This is a genomic window from Microbacterium sp. SW12 (assembly GCF_055391095.1).
Window position 1 is genome coordinate 2,714,441 of the sequence record NZ_AP024335.1, and the last position, 14,956, is coordinate 2,729,396.

Here is a 14,956-nt window from a genome sequence, read left to right on the forward strand (position 1 = left end):
AACCTCGGCGCCTGCGTGGCCGATCGGCACATGCCAAGCTGTCGCCATGGCGAACTCGCCCACCGGTGACTCGATGACAGAGCGCATCGTGCGCGTCCTGGAGACCTTCACGTCCGAACGGACCGTGCAGTCGGCATCCGAGATCGGTCGACGGTCGGGGCTCCCGTCCTCCAGCGCCCACCGCATCGTGGATGACCTCGTTTCGGCCGGCCTGCTCGATCGGGACGAGGATGCGCAGATCCGCCTGGGCATGCGCCTGTGGGAACTCGCCCTGCGCGGATCCTCGGCACTACGCCTGCGAACGGCGGCCCTCCCTCACATGGAGGCGGTGCAAACGACGATCCGCGAGCACACGCAGCTCGCCGTACGCGAGAAGGACGAAGCGCTGTTCATCGAACGTCTCTCGCATCCGGATGCCGGTGCCAACATCACCCGCATCGCTGGTCGGCTTCCGCTGCACGCCTCGTCGTCGGGCCTCGTCCTGCTCGCCTACGCGCCGGCGGCGGTGCGCGCGAGTGTTCTGGGCGGCCCGTTGCGCGCCGTGTCAGGCGAGACCATCACCGACCCGCGGACACTCGAGCGCGTGATTGCGGGGATCCGACGCGACGGTGTGGCTATCGCGCCCGGATCGATTCAGTCGGTGTCCACGGGTGTGGCGGTTCCGCTTCGCCACGAAGGCGAAGTCGTGGCCGCGTTATCCGTCGTGCTTCCCCGGGATGCCGACCCGACGCCGGCAGTCGCCGCGCTGCGGGATGCAGTCGCAGCGATCGAGAGCGATCTTCGACGCCAGCGACTCTGACCGCGATCTGGTCCCGTTCAATGGGAAAGTGCCGGTTCGAACCGGTCTGATGTTGCAGACTCGGCGAAGACCCGCATCCGTCGAAGGAGACGCCATGTCCACCGTCCGCACTCAGGTTGCCATTGTCGGCGCCGGCCCCGCCGGGCTGCTGCTGTCACACCTTCTTGCCGCCCGAGGCATCGACTCGATCGTGCTCGATCAGCGCACCCGCGAGGAGATCGAGAAGACGATCCGCGCCGGCATCCTGGAATACCCCACCGTGCAGCTTCTCGACGAGACCGGCGCCTCCCCACGCGTGAAGTCTGTCGGAAACCGCCACGACGGCATCGAGCTTCGGTTCCAGGGCGAGGGGCATCGGATCGACTTCCCCGCGCTCACGGGTCGCAGTGTCTGGCTCTTCCCGCAGCACGAGGTGCTCATCGACCTGATCGCGGTACGCCTGGCTGCCGGGCAGGATCTTCGGTTCGGTGTCACCGTCGACCGTGTCGAAGACATCGAGACCGATCGACCCCGCGTGTTCGCGACGAACCCTGACGGCTCGCCGCTGGAGATTGAGGCCGACTTCATCGTGGGCGGTGACGGCTCCCGCAGCCTGGTCCGCGCCGCCGTCACCGGATCGTCGACCGGCGGATACTTCCGCGAGTATCCGTTCGCCTGGTTCGGCATCCTGTGCGAAGCGCCACCAAGCTCGGAAGAGCTGATCTACAGCAACTCCCCGAGCGGCTTCGCTCTCATCAGCCAGCGCAGCGCCACCGTGCAGCGGATGTACTTCCAGTGCGATCCCGAGACCGATCCGAACGCGATGGGCGAGGCCGAGATCTGGGAGACCCTGCAATCGTGCGTTCCCGGCACGACGCTGCAGGAGGGGCCCATCTTCCAGCGGGACGTGCTGCGGTTCCGCAGCTTCGTCGCTTACGAACTGCGGCGCGGACGCGCGGCCCTTGTCGGGGATGCCGCCCACACCGTTCCGCCGACGGGAGCCAAGGGCATGAACCTCGCCGTCGCCGACGTCGTACTGCTCGACCGGGCACTCGGAGCGCTGCTCAACGACGGCGACGAGCGCCTGCTGGATTCTTACGCCGAGACGGCCCTGCAGCGCATCTGGAAGGCTCAGCATTTCTCGTGGTGGATGACGAGCATGCTGCACCTGACTCCCGAGGCATCCGACTTCGATCGCCGCCGCCAGATCGGCGAGCTGCGTTCGGTCGTCGAGTCCGAAGCAGGCCAGACCTACCTCGCGGAGGCCTACACGGGCTGGCAGTTCGCGTAAGGAGCCGGGCGCCGCTCAGCGGTCGGGAGTAACCTCGACCGCTCCCGCCATCACGCGCAGCGCTTGCGCGAGTGCCTCGCGCTCGGAGCCGTCGAGAGCACCGAACATCTCGCTCTCCACCTCGCGCGCAAGCTCCTGGGCCCGGGCGAGCAGGTCCCGGCCAGCCGGCGTCGCTACGACGACGTTGGCGCGCCGGTCATTGGGGTCGGGCTCGCGCTCGACGAGCCCGCGAGACTGGAGCTCGTCGATGAGAGCGACGATCTGACTCGGATCGAGCCGCAGAAACTCCGAGAGCTCGCGCTGGGAGGGACGGGCGTTGTTGGCGGCAATGGCCAGCACCGAGTACGCGCGAACCCGCAGATCGACAGCCTGAAGCGCCGCATTCACCCGCGAAACCGACACCGCATTAGCGCGAGCCAGCAGAAATGCCAGGTCGTCCCCAACCGGTGTGCGCCACAATCTCTCCGAGCGGGCAAGGGGCTCTGCCGCTCGTGCCTGATCGTTTGCGGTGGACACCCGGCGATTGTAGCAATTCGCTGCCGAACACAATCGTTGAACTTGACAATCATTTGAGGACGCAGCCACAATCCTCACCATGAGCAGCGTCGCCGTACCCCGCACGATCTTCGACGAGTCCCACGCCGACTTCCGAGACACCGTTCGCCGGTTCGTCCAGCGCGAGGTGTCGCCCCACCTGGATGCCTGGACAGAAGCCGGACGCGTCGATCGGACCCTCTTCGCGAAGGCTGGCGAGACCGGACTGCTCGGAATCTCGGCCCCGGCTAGCAACGGAGGCGGGGACGTCGAGGATTTCCGCTACAACGCGATCATGATCGAGGAGCTCGCTACCGCCGGCGCGACAGCGGTGTCGATGTCGCTGTGCGGCATCAATGACCTCATCGCGCCCTACCTCATCGCCTTCGGCTCCGACGAGCAGAACGACAGGTGGCTCACTCCCCTGGTGGCTGGCGAGAAGATCGGCGCTATCGCGATGACAGAGCCCGGAACCGGCTCAGACCTGGCATCCATCGCGACTACCGCACGACCCGACGGTGACGACTTCGTGCTCAACGGAGCGAAGACCTTCATCTCCAACGGTCTCCTCGCCGATTTCGTGATCGTCGTCGCTCGAACGGATGCCGACGCCGGTCGAGACGGATTCAGCCTCCTCGTCGCGGAGGACGGGATGCCCGGGTTCACCCGCAGCGGCCCCCTGAAGAAGATCGGCCTGGGCGCACAGGATACGGCTCTCGGCGCATCGTGATCCACCGAGTCTCGGTTAAGGCATCGATGTTGGCCTGGGCACCTCCGTGGCGTGAGACCGTGCCGGATGCTCCGGTTCCGCCGAAGGGCGTGTTGGCCTCGTCGTTCACGGTCTGATCGTTGATGTGCACGATCCCGGTCGGGATCTGCTGTGCGAGGCCCCACCCCGCGAGCGCGTCCTTGGTGACGATGCCGAGGGACAGGCCGTAGTCGGTCGCCGACGCGAGCGCCACGGCCTCCTCGTCGGTCGAGAACTTCACCACCGACGCGACGGGTCCGAAGACTTCTTCGCAGTAGGCGGGCGCTTCTGCGGGCGTGTTCGCGAGCACTGTCGGTCGGTAGAACAGGTCCTCGTAGGTGCCGCCCGCGCGCAGCTCGGCGCCGCTTGCGACGGCATCCATCACCAGGGCGTGTACCCGATCGCGCTGTACCTCATCGATCGCCATCGCGATGTACATCGCGACAGCGGCGTGACCCTTGCTGAGGACGAACCGATCGCGGGTCGGATTGGCGAGGTTGGTGGGGTCGACATTAAGTCCGTACTCGAACAGCACGGTGAAGATGTCGGCAGAGGACAGATCACCGCCGATGTGCACTGCTCCCTCGTACGTACCGCACAGGTTCAGGAGCTTCTGACGAAGCTCGAAAGCGAGATCCTCGAGTTCCTCGACGCTCCGACGCTCCTGCGCTACAGGGGACGTTCGACCCATCACATGCCTCCTCATCGATGACAGGAGAGCGACGGACCGCGGGGGTCATCATCGACTCTCGTTCGGGTGGCCACCGGCTCAGCCGGGGCGACGCAGTGACGCTAACACAAACTCATTTACAAGTAAACAGGAATGCATCTAAACTCGTTGAAGCGTCATCCTGGTGATTGGGTGCACGGCATGGTCGGACGTCTCCCGCGGCATCCGGAATTGTCCGAAGACGGTTACCAACGCCACGACGGCGCTGCACAATGGACTCGCGCCGCCCGGCGCGGGGAGGGTGCGACGGCATCCGAAATCAGGAAGACAACACACAGAGAGGTGCAGGATGTCTGACACGTTGACGCAGGCTGGTGTACGGACCGGTCTGTTCATCGGGGGAACCGAACGGTTCACCGACGAGACGCTGAAGATCGCGGACCCAGGAAAGCCGGGCGCGGTTGTCGGCGAGGCCGCGTCCGCTTCGACGCAGGACGTCGCCGACGCGGTTGCTGCCGCGAAAGAGGCTTTTCCGGCGTGGGCGGCTCTGGGCGCGAAAGAGCGCGCACGCCTGATGGCCGAGGCGATCGCCGGGATCGCGGATGACCGTGACGAGGACGCGGCGATCCTGTCGCAAGAGAACGGCAAGGTCCGCTTCGAGGCGTGGGTCGACGCACTCGTGTTCGAGATCCGCTGGAACCTTGCTCTCATGCTCGCCGACGAGGTCGACACCGACCACACCCTCCCCGCGGTGCCCGGCGCGATCCCCGTCGACACGAAGGTGTCGTACCAGCCGCTGGGTGTGACCACGATCATCGTCCCGTTCAACTGGCCGATCGCGATCCTGGGCGCAGCCCTTCCGCACGCGCTGCTGGCCGGGAACACGGCGATCGTCAAGCCGCCGCCGACCGCGCCGCTTGCCACCGCCAAGCTCGTGCAGCGCGTAGCAGAGAAGCTCCCGCCCGGGGTGCTGAACATCGTCACCGGCAAGGACGAGAACATGTCGGGCCTGATTCAGAACACCGACATCGCAAAGGTTTGCTTCACCGGATCGGTGAACGGCGGCAAGCGGATGATGGAGATGGCCTCGAAGACGCTCACTCGGGTCACCCTGGAACTGGGCGGCAACGACGCGGCGATCTTCCTCGAAGACGCCGTCATCGACGACACCCACCTTGACCGCCTGTACGCCGCGATCTACGACACCACCGGCCAGATCTGCATGAACGCCAAGCGCGTCTACGTACACCGCTCGCGCCTCGACGAGGTCGTGAACGGTCTGTCCGACCGCCTGAGCAAGGCAGTCATCGGGTACGGCCTCGATGAGGGGACCACGATGGGCCCGCTCCACTCGTCGGCGCAGAAAGCGTTCGTGGAGGAACTCATCCAGGAGGCCAAGGATGCCGGCGCCGACGTGCGCGAGTTCGGCGAGCTGCCCGGTGGGGAGCTCGCGGGCGGCAACTTCATGCGCCCGGCGATCGTGGTAGACCCCGACCCGAACCTGCGCGTTGTCACCATGGAGCAGTTCGGCCCCGTCATCCCGATCATCCCCTTCGACACCGAAGAAGACGCCATCCGCCTGGCCAACGACACCTGGGCAGGCCTGTGCGGGTCGGTGTGGACGGGAAGCCCCGAAGCTGCTCAGCGGGTGGGAGGCGCGCTCGAGTGCGGATACGTCTGGGTCAACGACCACGGCGCCACCCGCCTCGACCTGCGTGCTCCGTTCGGCGGCATGAAGCAGTCCGGCATCGGTCGCGAGCAGGGTATCGAAGGCATCCGTGCGTTCCAGGACACCCGCTCGATCGCAACCATCGACCCCGAAGCCCTCGCGGCGATGGCGCACTAAGAAGCACCTCACACGATCGGGGTCGGGCAGATTCCTCGCGCGACCCCGATCGTCTACTACTGTCACTCCCAACCCGACCAGACTCAGATCCCGACGCGCGAAGGACCACATGGACCGGCTCGATCAACGCATCCAGTGGGAACCACTTCAGAACACCGTCGACCCCGATAACTTCACGCCGCGCCTGCTCGCGCTGCTGTCCAATGCTCTGGTGTGGCGAGAATCGAACGAGCTGAGACGCCGTTTCGGCCTCGGCACCAACGACTGGCGGGTGATTTCGGTCCTGGCGCTTAACCCCGGATTCTCCGCGACCGAGGTCTCCGAGTTCATCGGCGTCAACAAGGCAGTGGTCTCCAAGAGCGTGAACACGCTCGTCGGCAGGGGGCTGATCGTCCTGCTGGACGGCCCCCGGGGTTCCCGGCCCATGTATCTGACACGCGACGGCGTCGAGATGCACGACGACATGCTCCCGATCTCGATGAGGGGCCAGGACATCATCCTCGCCCACCTCTCACCCGACGAGATCACGAGCCTCAATGCTCTGCTGCAGCGGATGCTCGTCGACGCGCGCGAGCTGCAGATCCTCGAGAACGAGACCGCCGCGAGCCGAGCGCGCTGAGCGGCGCCTTCCCGAGGAGGGGATATCCGACCGGGCGTCGGGTATCCCCTCCTCGCTTTCGTACCTCTAGACATTGCCTATGCCCATAGGTAAAATTGCTGCAGACTGCAACGACGCACTCCTGGCAGCGGAAAGGACCACTCGCCATGGCACACGCCACACCGACGACCGAGTCGGCCAAACGTCTCGTCGAGGGCTACTCCCTCGAGATCAACGGAAAAGAGAAGGACGTCGTCGGTCTCACCGAGGCCGCCTCGCTCATCCCGGCCGGGACGAAGGTCAACGTGACCTTCCTCGGGAACGAAGACCTGCCGATGCGGGTAGCTGCAGCCAAGGCCGTCAAAGAGCTCGGGTTCGTCCCCGTCCCGCACATCTCTGCGCGCCGCATCGCATCCCAGGTGCAGCTCGAGGAATTCCTCAGCGCACTTGCCGAGATCGGCGCCACCGAGCACGTGTTCGCGGTCGGCGGCGACCCCGCGACGCCGGAGGGCCCCTACCCCGACGCGCTGACGATGATCCGTTCGGGAGTCCTGCAGCAGTACGGCGTCAAGGAGGTGTCGATCGCCGGCTACCCCGAGGGCCACCCCGACATCGCCACCGACGTCCTGTGGCAGCACCTCGAAGACAAATCTGCCGCCCTGAAGGATGCCGGCCTGGATGCCGTGATCCTCACCCAGTTCAGCTTCGACACCGACCCGGTGATGGCGTGGATCAAGGGTGTTCGCGACCGCGGCATCGACACCCAGATCCGCCTCGGCACGCCCGGCCCCGCCGGCATCAAGCGCCTCATCTCGTTCGCGTCGCGCTTCGGCGTGGGAGCCAACGCGATGATCGTAAAGAAGTACGGCTTCTCGCTGACGAACCTCATGGGTTCCGCGGGACCTGACAAGTTCGTTTCCGATCTCGCCGCGCTGTTCGACGCTGACCCTTCGGTCGGCGCCGTGAAGCTGCACATGTACACGTTCGGTGGCCTGGAAGCTACGGCGACGTGGGCCCGCGACTTCATCGCGAAGTGAGCGGGGAGGACTTGACGCCATGACGGTACACAACGAAGCGCTGCGCGATCACGCCTGCCTGATCGTCCACGGCCCTGACCAGCCCGGCCTGGTCGCGGCGGTCACCGGCCTGATCACGCGCCACAAGGCGAACATCGTGAGTCTTGATCAGTACTCCGACAACCCCGAAGGCGGCGCCTTCTTCCAGCGCGTCGTCTTCCACCGACCGGACTTGACGGCGGCGTTCGAAGAGATCGAAAGCGACATCGCCGAGACGCTCGAGCCGTACGGGATGACCTGGCGACTCACCGACCAGTCGATTCCCAAACGCATGGCAGTGCTCGCCTCAACCTCGGACCACTGTCTTCTCGATCTGCTGTGGCGTCACCGCCGCGGCGAGCTCCCCGTATCGATCCCGATGGTGATCTCCAATCACACCAACATGGCCGAGGACGTCCGAAGCTTCGGCATCCCGTTCTTCCACGTGCCCTCCCAGGGGCCGGACAAGTCGGCTGCCGAAGCCGAGATCGTGAAGCTGCTCGCGGGCAACGTCGACTTCGTCGTCCTCGCGCGGTACATGCAGATCCTCTCCGAGGACTTCATTGACGACGTCGCAGTCCCGGTCATCAACATCCACCACTCGTTCCTTCCCGCCTTCATCGGCGCTGGTCCCTACCGCAAGGCGAAGGAACGCGGCGTGAAGCTGATCGGCGCAACGAGCCACTACGTGACCAAGGACCTCGACGAAGGACCCATCATCGAGCAGGACGTCGTACGGGTCACCCACGCCGACTCCGCCGCCGACCTGCAACGCCGCGGCGCCGACGTCGAACGGGCAGTCCTCTCGCGCGCCGTGCTGTGGCACGCACAAGACCGCGTCATCCGACACGGCAACCACACCGTCGTCTTCTGACCTACCCACCCACCACCGCGGGATGTGCCCGCACCACTGAAGAAAGGTTCATCGTGGCACCTCAGAATCTGCAGCAGGTCATCGACGCGGCGGGCTCGCCCGTCGAGTTGCTGCGCAACTCCCAGATCGGCTCGTACATCTACCCCGTCGTGCCGGCCGACTTCACGAACTGGATCAAGGAGCAGAAGGCCTGGCGCGACACGGCCGTGCTCTACGACCAGTCCCGCCACATGGACAACGTGTTCCTCAAGGGCTCGGATGCCATCAAGCTGATCTCGGACACCGCGATCAACTCGGTCGCGAACTTCGCTGTCAACAAGGCCAAGCAGTACGTGCCGACCACGGCGTCGGGCCACGTCATCGGCGACGGCATCCTGTTCCGCGAGGCCGAGGACGAGTACGTCTACGTCGGCCGCGCGCCCGCGTCGAACTGGCTCATGTTCCACGGTGAGACCGGTGGCTACCAGAACCTGGATGTCGAGGTCGACCGCCGCTCGAACTCGCGCCCCTACGGCGACGCCGTCTCGCGCAAGTACTACCGCTTCCAGATTCAGGGCCCGAACGCCTGGGCCGTTATCGAGAAGCTCAACGGCGGACCGCTCGAGAAGCTCGGCTTCTTCAACATGTCGGAGATGAAGATCGGCGGCATGAATGTCCGCACCCTCCGTCACGGTATGGCAGGCGCGCCGGGCCTCGAGATCTGGGGACCCTACGCCGACCACCACAAGATCCGCGATCTGATCGTCGAGGCTGGCGCCGAGTTCGGGCTGCTTCCCGTCGGCTCGCGGGCCTACCCGTCGAACACGCTCGAGTCGGGCTGGATCCCCTCGCCCCTGCCCGCCATCTACACCGGCGCCGAAGAGCAGGCCTACCGCGACTGGCTGCCAGCCAACTCGTACGAGGCCACCGGCACGCTTGCGGGATCGTTCGTGTCCGAGAACATCGAGGACTACTACCTCACGCCCTGGGAGCTCGGCTACGGCTCGTTCGTGAAGTTCGACCACGACTTCATCGGTCGTAACGCACTCGAGAAGATGGACCCGGCTGCCCAGCGCAAGAAGGTCACGCTGGCCTGGAACGCCGATGACCTCGGCAAGGTCTGGACCTCGCTCCTGAACGTCGACGGCCCGAACTACAAGTTCTTCGACCTGCCGCTCGCGAACTACGGCTCGGCCAACTACGACGCCGTCGTGGATGCCGATGGCACGGTCGTCGGCTACTCGATGTTCACCGGGTACTCGTCCAACGAGCGCCGTGGCCTGTCGCTGGCCACCGTCTCGCCCGACGTCCCCGAGGGCACCGAGCTCAAGGTCGTCTGGGGCGAGCCGAACGGTGGCTCGAAGAAGGCATCGGTCGAGCCGCACGAGCAGACCGAGGTCCGCGTCGTCGTGAGCCCCGTGCCCTACTCGACGGTCGCCCGCCAGACCTACCAGGGCGGCTGGCGCACCGGCTACAAGAACGACTGATCACCTCAGAAACCCGCGAGACTGCATCCTGCCCGCGAGACAGCACACGCAACACGCTGTCTCGCGGCGCGGGGGCAGTCTCGCGGCGTATCGGTAGCATCACGGGAGCGGACTCGGCAGGGAAGGAGCACAGCGATGAGCCTTCGCTACGCACTGTTGGCGCTGCTGCGGGTCGGACCGCTGTCGGGGTATGAGCTGGCCAAACAGTTCACGCAGTCCGTGGGTCATGTCTGGCACGCGCCGGACTCGCAGATCTATCCCGAGCTACGCAAGATGGAAGCCGACGGCCTCATCGAAGCCGAAGAGCAAGCTCGGGGCGAGCGCGGCACGCGGCGGATGTACCACGTCACGGATGCCGGCGACCGTGCCTTCCTCGCCTGGATGGCCTCCCCGCTCGACTATCAGCGCGTACGCGACCCCGCCCACCTGCGCGCCGCGTACTTGGAGTCGGCGTCGCCGGATGCCGCGAGAGAGTTCTTTCGTCGACACATCGAACAGTGGGAAGGCGAGCTCGCCCAGTGGGACGGCGAACTCCGCAAGATCGATCACATCGATCCACCGAACCCCATGCTCGAACGTCGCTTGAAAGCCTCCCCCGCCGAAGAACACGAGCGCATCGTCGCGTACAAGCACTTCGCGTACGAGGGTCTTGTCGAGCGGGCAAAGAGCGAGATCGCGTGGGCACAGCGCGGCCTGGATCTGGTTGACAAGCTCGACGGCGACGTCTGAGCTGAGCCCCGGAGGGCACCAGGTTCAGTGCACGGACTCCATCAGGTCGGCGCCGAATACCCGGAACGCATCCTGCACCCGCAACCGATCGAGCGGAGTGTGCTCCGTGAACTGCACGATCATCGCGTAGGCGACGCCTGCCCGGGGCCCGGCGAGCACGCCGGCCTCGGCACGGATGCCGCGGTCGCGCCCGGTCTTGTTCACGAGAAGCAGCTCCTTCCCGGTGCCGGCGTGTGCGAGCGGGTCGAGGCCCGTCGCGCCAGCGGCGAGTCCGAGATCGGCATTGAGCGCGAGCCACCCGACCACCTCCGCACTGACCGCGGCAGATATTGCCCTGCCGTTCATGAGCGCCGAGAACATCGTCGTCAGATCACGGGTCGTCGACAGCGCGAAGTGCGGAGCGTCATCCGGCCCCCGGTCCTCACGGACGCGGTCGAGTAGTGCTGTCCGTGTGAGCCCAAGGTGCTCGATGCGCTCTCGAACCGGGTCGAGCCCGACGAGATCGATGAGCGCGTTGGTCGCCAACGGGTCGGCTGCCGCCGCCGTGAGGACCGCAAGATCCACCGGCTTCAGATCGACGGCAGCGAAGTGGCGCCACAGTCCGGCCGACGAGCCGTCGACCAGGGGCTGCCGGGCAACGGATGCCGCAGCATCCACCTTGCCCGACTCCATCGCTGCAGACACCTGGATCAGAAGAGGTATGACCCCAAGCTGGGCGACCGGCAGCGTGACGAACGCATCCCCCAGCACGAGGTCCTTCCCGCGATCAAGGTCAGTGACACACACCGAGACACGGCTACCCGTGCTGGCCAGCTGTTCGAGAGCGTGCATCGTCGCGCCAAAGGAACGCGCACGCCCAGAGGCATGACGAGTCCGCCGAGAATCGGCGCGGTGATCCGCGCGCGACGTGCTGGGTGGTGTGCCCACCGAGGGATCCTTCCCGTGTTCAGGTGGGGGGATTCTGGGTGATCGACCTCACCAGATAGTGACGCGCTCGGCGGGGTCCAGCCACAGCTCGTCGGCCTCTGTCACCTCGAACGCGTCGTAGAAGGCATCCACGTTGCGCACGATCTGGTTGCAACGGAACTCGTTGGGCGAATGCGGGTCGACCGTGAGCAGGCGGATGGTCTCGGCATCCCGTCCCTTCTGCTGCCAGATCTGTCCCCAGCTCAGCAGGAGTCGCTGGATGCCGGTGTAGCCGTCGATGACCGGAGCCGACTCATCGCCGAGCGAGATTTCGTAGGCCTTGATCGCGATACCGAGGCCCCCGAGGTCGCCGATGTTCTCACCGATCGTGAGCGCGCCGTTGACGTGATGCTTCTCGTCAAGGCCTCGCGGGGTCAACGCGTCGTACTGCTCGATGAGGGTCTTGGTGCGCTGCTCGAACGCTTCACGGTCGGCCTCGGTCCACCAGTCGCGCAGCGATCCGTCACCATCGAAACGGCTGCCCTGGTCGTCGAATCCGTGGCCGATCTCGTGACCGATGACCGCGCCGATACCGCCGTAGTTCGCCGCGGCGTCGCGGCTGGCGTCGAAGAAGGGATACTGCAAGATCGCCGCGGGGAAGACGATCTCGTTCATGAGCGGGTTGTAGTACGCATTGACCGTCTGTGGTGTCATGAACCACTCGTCGCGATCGATCGGCTTCCCGACCTTGGCGAGCTGGCGATCGTGTTCGACCCGGTGCGCACGGCGCGCGTTGCCGACGAGATCCGTGGCGTCGATCTCAAGCGCTGAATAGTCTTTCCACGTCGTCGGGTAGCCGATCTTCGGCGTGAACGCGTCGAGCTTGGCGAGAGCCCGTTCGCGGGTCTCGGGGCTCATCCACTCCAGCGAACGGATGCTGCGGCGGTACGCCTCGATGAGGTTCGCAACCAGCTCGTCCATCGCTTCCTTGGCAGCCGGCGGGAAGTGCCGCTCGACGTACACGCGTCCGACTGCCTCACCCATCGAGCCCTCGACGAGGCTGACTCCGCGCTTCCAGCGCTCTCGGATCGTGGGCACCCCGGTGAGTTGAGTGCCGTAGAAGGCGAAGTTCTCGGTGACGAATTCGTCCGACAGGAGAGGTGCGGCGCCGCGGATGACGGCGAACCGCAGCCAGGCCTTCCAGTCATCGAGTCGCTCGGAAACCAGCAGCGCACCCAGCGATTCGATGAAACTCGGCTGGTACACGACGACCTCGTCGAAGGCCGTCTCCTTTCCGGGCGCGAGCGCCGACAGCCACGGCGCAAGGTCCAGCCCCGCCAACTCCAGGAGCTGCCTCCACGTCCGCAGGTTGTAGGTGGCCATCGCGTCGCGGCTGCGCACGTTGTCCCAGTGGTGGGAAGCCAGCTCGGTCTCGAGGGCGACGATGCGATCGGCGTCCGTCGCGGCATCCGCGGCACCTGCGAGGGTCAGCATCCTTTCGACGTGGGCCCGGAACTCGCGGCGCGTCTCGTCGAAGTTCTCGAGCCGGTAGTAGCTCTCGTCGGGAAGCGACAGCCCGCCCTGCACGATGAAGGGGACATAGCGCTGCGGGTTGCCAGGGTCGGGCTCCACGTACAGGCCGAACAGGCCCGAGACGCCGTCGCGCTCAAGGGTGCCGAGAGTCGTCATCAGCTCCGGGATCGATGAGATCCCATCAACAGCGGACAGCTGAGCGGCGATCGGGGTCGCGCCGAGCTCGGCGATGCGCTCGGTGTCCATGAAGCTCGTGTACAGGTCGCCGATCTTGCGTGCTTCGGTGCCGGGCTCGGCATCCGTGCTCTCTTCGATGATGGCGCGCACATCCTTCTCGGCCTGTTCGGCGATCAGGTGGAACGAGCCCCAGCGAGCCTTGTCGTCCGGAATCTCGGTGCGATCGATCCACGCACCGTTGACGTGACGGAACAGGTCGTCTTGCGGGCGAATGTCGGCAGAAAGTTCTTCGAGCGGGAGGCCAGAGACGAGGGCGTCGGTCATGTCCTCCAGAATAAGCACCTCCGCTATGGACGATCCCTGCGAGGCGGGAACACCGAACGAACGGCTGGCGGATGCAGCATCCGTTCGCGCAGGTCTTCGTAGAGGGGCCGGGTGCGAAGAGCCGCGGCGACGAGGATCGCGCAGACGGATGCCGCGAGCATCGGCGCCAGCACTGTGGCAACGGCCGTCATCTCGACCACGACGGCGATGCCGGTCAGGGGTGCCCGGATCGTGGCAGCGAACATCGAGGTCATGCCGACGAGGACGAACACCACGACCGTCGTATCGGCCACCTCCGGGAGAATCAGCTTCGCGACGGATCCGCAGAGCGCTCCCCACAGCGCACCGATCGCCAGGAGCGGGGCGAACAGGCCCCGGGGGTTCCCGCCGCGTACGAGAGCGGACCGGCCAGAAACCGGATGACGAGGGTTGCGGCGAGCACGATAGGGATGAGCGACTCGCCGCGAAGTAGGCCCTGCGAGATCGGATCGCCCCCGCCGGCACCGAGCGGGTCGAGGAAGAGCAGCAGGCCGACTGCTCCGCCGATGATCGCCGCCTGGGCCACCGGCGGCACGCGGCGCGCTGCCCGGGCCGCCGTCAGGAACCCGAGGATCAGCCGGTTGTATCCCGCACCGAGGATGCCGGTGAGCAGGCCAAACACCGCGAAGACGCCCACTTGCGCGAGGTCGGGCGGCGGGACGGGCGCTACCTGGAAGATCGGCGCATTGCCAACGACGATCCACGCCGTGGCAACTGCCACAGCGACACCGGTCAGGGTTGGGAGGACGATACGCGCGCGCACCGACTGGGCGACCTCTTCGATGACGAAGAGCGATCCGCCCAGCGGAGCGTTGAAAGCGACGGCTAGGCCAGCGCCAGAGAGGGCGGAGTGAAGGGTGCGCGCGTCCGCCGCGGATCTGCGGCTGCGGCGAGCAGCCTCGGCGCCGAGCACCGCCCCGATATGAACCGTGGGGCCCTCGCGACCCAGCACCATTCCCGACCCGATCGAGAGCACGCCGCCCACGAACTTCGCCACAAGCACGCCCAGAGCGCTCGGCGGCTCCTCCCCGCGCTCGACAGCCTCGACGTACTGGATGCCGCTCCCGGCCGCCTGCGGGACCCACTTCACGAGAAGTGCTGCCAGCGTCGCGCCCGTGGCGGTGACGGCGATAGCGATGAGCCACCCCCACGCGGGCTGGTCGTGCGCGAACGCGAAGACCTCGATGCGCATATGCTCGGCCTGGTCGATGCACCAGCGAAAGGCCCCGCCGACGAGTCCGAGGGCGAGACCCGCGATGGCAGCCAGCAGCATGAGGATCGCGATCTGCCGGGCAGCCCCACTGCCGGCATCCGGAGATGTCGTCGACGACGTGTTCCCCGTCATCCCACCCCTGCCCGGGCGCCCGGCGGCGCCTCTTCCGCACTGC

Annotated in this window: 13 protein-coding genes and 1 pseudogene; 9 read left to right on the plus strand and 5 right to left on the minus strand. The window is 66.1% G+C overall.

All coding sequences use genetic code 11. The features are described 5' to 3' along the window. Positions 1-46: 46 nt before the first annotated feature. Complete coding sequence (locus tag MICSW_RS13705; RefSeq protein ID WP_228178307.1) at positions 47-799, plus strand: IclR family transcriptional regulator; 753 nt, start codon at positions 47-49, stop codon at positions 797-799. Between the two features lie 94 nt (positions 800-893). Then, positions 894-2,069, plus strand: a complete 1,176-nt coding sequence (locus MICSW_RS13710) for a 4-hydroxybenzoate 3-monooxygenase (protein WP_464496298.1) — start codon at positions 894-896, stop codon at positions 2,067-2,069. Between the two features lie 15 nt (positions 2,070-2,084). Here the strand turns inward: MICSW_RS13710 and MICSW_RS13715 are convergent, their stop codons facing one another. Continuing rightward, positions 2,085-2,585, minus strand: coding sequence for a MarR family winged helix-turn-helix transcriptional regulator (locus MICSW_RS13715; RefSeq protein ID WP_464496299.1), 501 nt, complete (start codon positions 2,583-2,585; stop codon positions 2,085-2,087). Between the two features lie 79 nt (positions 2,586-2,664). On the opposite strand from MICSW_RS13715, the gene MICSW_RS13720 reads away from it, so the two are divergent. After that, positions 2,665-3,333 (plus strand): acyl-CoA dehydrogenase family protein, encoded by a 669-nt coding sequence (locus MICSW_RS13720; protein ID WP_464496300.1) that lies wholly within the window; start codon positions 2,665-2,667, stop codon positions 3,331-3,333. On the opposite strand, the gene MICSW_RS13725 is transcribed toward MICSW_RS13720, so the two are convergent. After that, a complete protein-coding gene (locus MICSW_RS13725) occupies positions 3,266-4,042 on the minus strand; it encodes an aldehyde dehydrogenase family protein (protein WP_464496301.1) in 777 nt (258 codons plus the stop codon). The genes MICSW_RS13720 and MICSW_RS13725 overlap by 68 nt on opposite strands. 328 nt (positions 4,043-4,370) lie before the next feature. Here MICSW_RS13725 and MICSW_RS13730 point away from each other — a divergent pair, with 328 nt between their 5' ends. The 6 genes from MICSW_RS13730 (at position 4,371) to MICSW_RS13755 (ending at position 10,589) form a co-directional block, all read left to right on the plus strand. After that, entirely contained in the window at positions 4,371-5,867 is a 1,497-nt protein-coding gene (locus MICSW_RS13730; protein WP_347424192.1) for an aldehyde dehydrogenase family protein, read from the plus strand. Between the two features lie 109 nt (positions 5,868-5,976). Then, positions 5,977-6,486 (plus strand): MarR family winged helix-turn-helix transcriptional regulator, encoded by a 510-nt coding sequence (locus MICSW_RS13735; RefSeq protein WP_292732185.1) that lies wholly within the window; start codon positions 5,977-5,979, stop codon positions 6,484-6,486. Between the two features lie 146 nt (positions 6,487-6,632). Beyond that, positions 6,633-7,502 carry a methylenetetrahydrofolate reductase gene (locus MICSW_RS13740; RefSeq protein WP_464496302.1) on the plus strand — a complete coding sequence of 290 codons (870 nt, stop codon included), beginning with the start codon at positions 6,633-6,635 and terminating at the stop codon, positions 7,500-7,502. A 19-nt stretch (positions 7,503-7,521) separates the two neighbouring features. Beyond that, complete coding sequence (gene purU / locus MICSW_RS13745) at positions 7,522-8,394, plus strand: formyltetrahydrofolate deformylase (RefSeq protein ID WP_228178300.1); 873 nt, start codon at positions 7,522-7,524, stop codon at positions 8,392-8,394. 53 nt (positions 8,395-8,447) lie between these two features. After that, entirely contained in the window at positions 8,448-9,860 is a 1,413-nt protein-coding gene (ligM, locus tag MICSW_RS13750) for a vanillate/3-O-methylgallate O-demethylase (protein ID WP_464496303.1), read from the plus strand. Positions 9,861-9,995: 135 nt separating this feature from the next. Then, entirely contained in the window at positions 9,996-10,589 is a 594-nt protein-coding gene (locus MICSW_RS13755; protein WP_300591854.1) for a PadR family transcriptional regulator, read from the plus strand. Between the two features lie 24 nt (positions 10,590-10,613). Here the strand turns inward: MICSW_RS13755 and MICSW_RS13760 are convergent, their stop codons facing one another. The 3 genes and pseudogenes from MICSW_RS13760 to MICSW_RS13770 form a co-directional block, all read right to left on the minus strand. Continuing rightward, complete coding sequence (locus MICSW_RS13760) at positions 10,614-11,420, minus strand: serine hydrolase (protein WP_464496304.1); 807 nt, start codon at positions 11,418-11,420, stop codon at positions 10,614-10,616. A 144-nt stretch (positions 11,421-11,564) separates the two neighbouring features. Beyond that, complete coding sequence (locus MICSW_RS13765) at positions 11,565-13,529, minus strand: M13 family metallopeptidase (RefSeq protein ID WP_464496305.1); 1,965 nt, start codon at positions 13,527-13,529, stop codon at positions 11,565-11,567. Positions 13,530-13,552: 23 nt separating this feature from the next. Then, a pseudogene (locus MICSW_RS13770) lies at positions 13,553-14,913 on the minus strand (ClC family H(+)/Cl(-) exchange transporter). Positions 14,914-14,956: the final 43 nt, after the last annotated feature.

Bases quoted from the DNA above. Each gene is read 5' to 3' on its own strand.
- MICSW_RS13705 (WP_228178307.1), top strand. From the start codon at position 47: ATGGCGAACTCGCCCACCGGTGACTCGATGACAGAGCGCATCGTGCGC.
- MICSW_RS13710 (WP_464496298.1), top strand. From the start codon at position 894: ATGTCCACCGTCCGCACTCAGGTTGCCATTGTCGGCGCCGGCCCCGCC.
- MICSW_RS13720 (WP_464496300.1), top strand. From the start codon at position 2,665: ATGAGCAGCGTCGCCGTACCCCGCACGATCTTCGACGAGTCCCACGCC.
- MICSW_RS13725 (WP_464496301.1), bottom strand. From the start codon at position 4,042: ATGGGTCGAACGTCCCCTGTAGCGCAGGAGCGTCGGAGCGTCGAGGAA.
- MICSW_RS13730 (WP_347424192.1), top strand. From the start codon at position 4,371: ATGTCTGACACGTTGACGCAGGCTGGTGTACGGACCGGTCTGTTCATC.
- MICSW_RS13735 (WP_292732185.1), top strand. From the start codon at position 5,977: ATGGACCGGCTCGATCAACGCATCCAGTGGGAACCACTTCAGAACACC.
- MICSW_RS13740 (WP_464496302.1), top strand. From the start codon at position 6,633: ATGGCACACGCCACACCGACGACCGAGTCGGCCAAACGTCTCGTCGAG.
- purU (WP_228178300.1), top strand. From the start codon at position 7,522: ATGACGGTACACAACGAAGCGCTGCGCGATCACGCCTGCCTGATCGTC.
- MICSW_RS13755 (WP_300591854.1), top strand. From the start codon at position 9,996: ATGAGCCTTCGCTACGCACTGTTGGCGCTGCTGCGGGTCGGACCGCTG.
- MICSW_RS13760 (WP_464496304.1), bottom strand. From the start codon at position 11,420: ATGCACGCTCTCGAACAGCTGGCCAGCACGGGTAGCCGTGTCTCGGTG.
- MICSW_RS13765 (WP_464496305.1), bottom strand. From the start codon at position 13,529: ATGACCGACGCCCTCGTCTCTGGCCTCCCGCTCGAAGAACTTTCTGCC.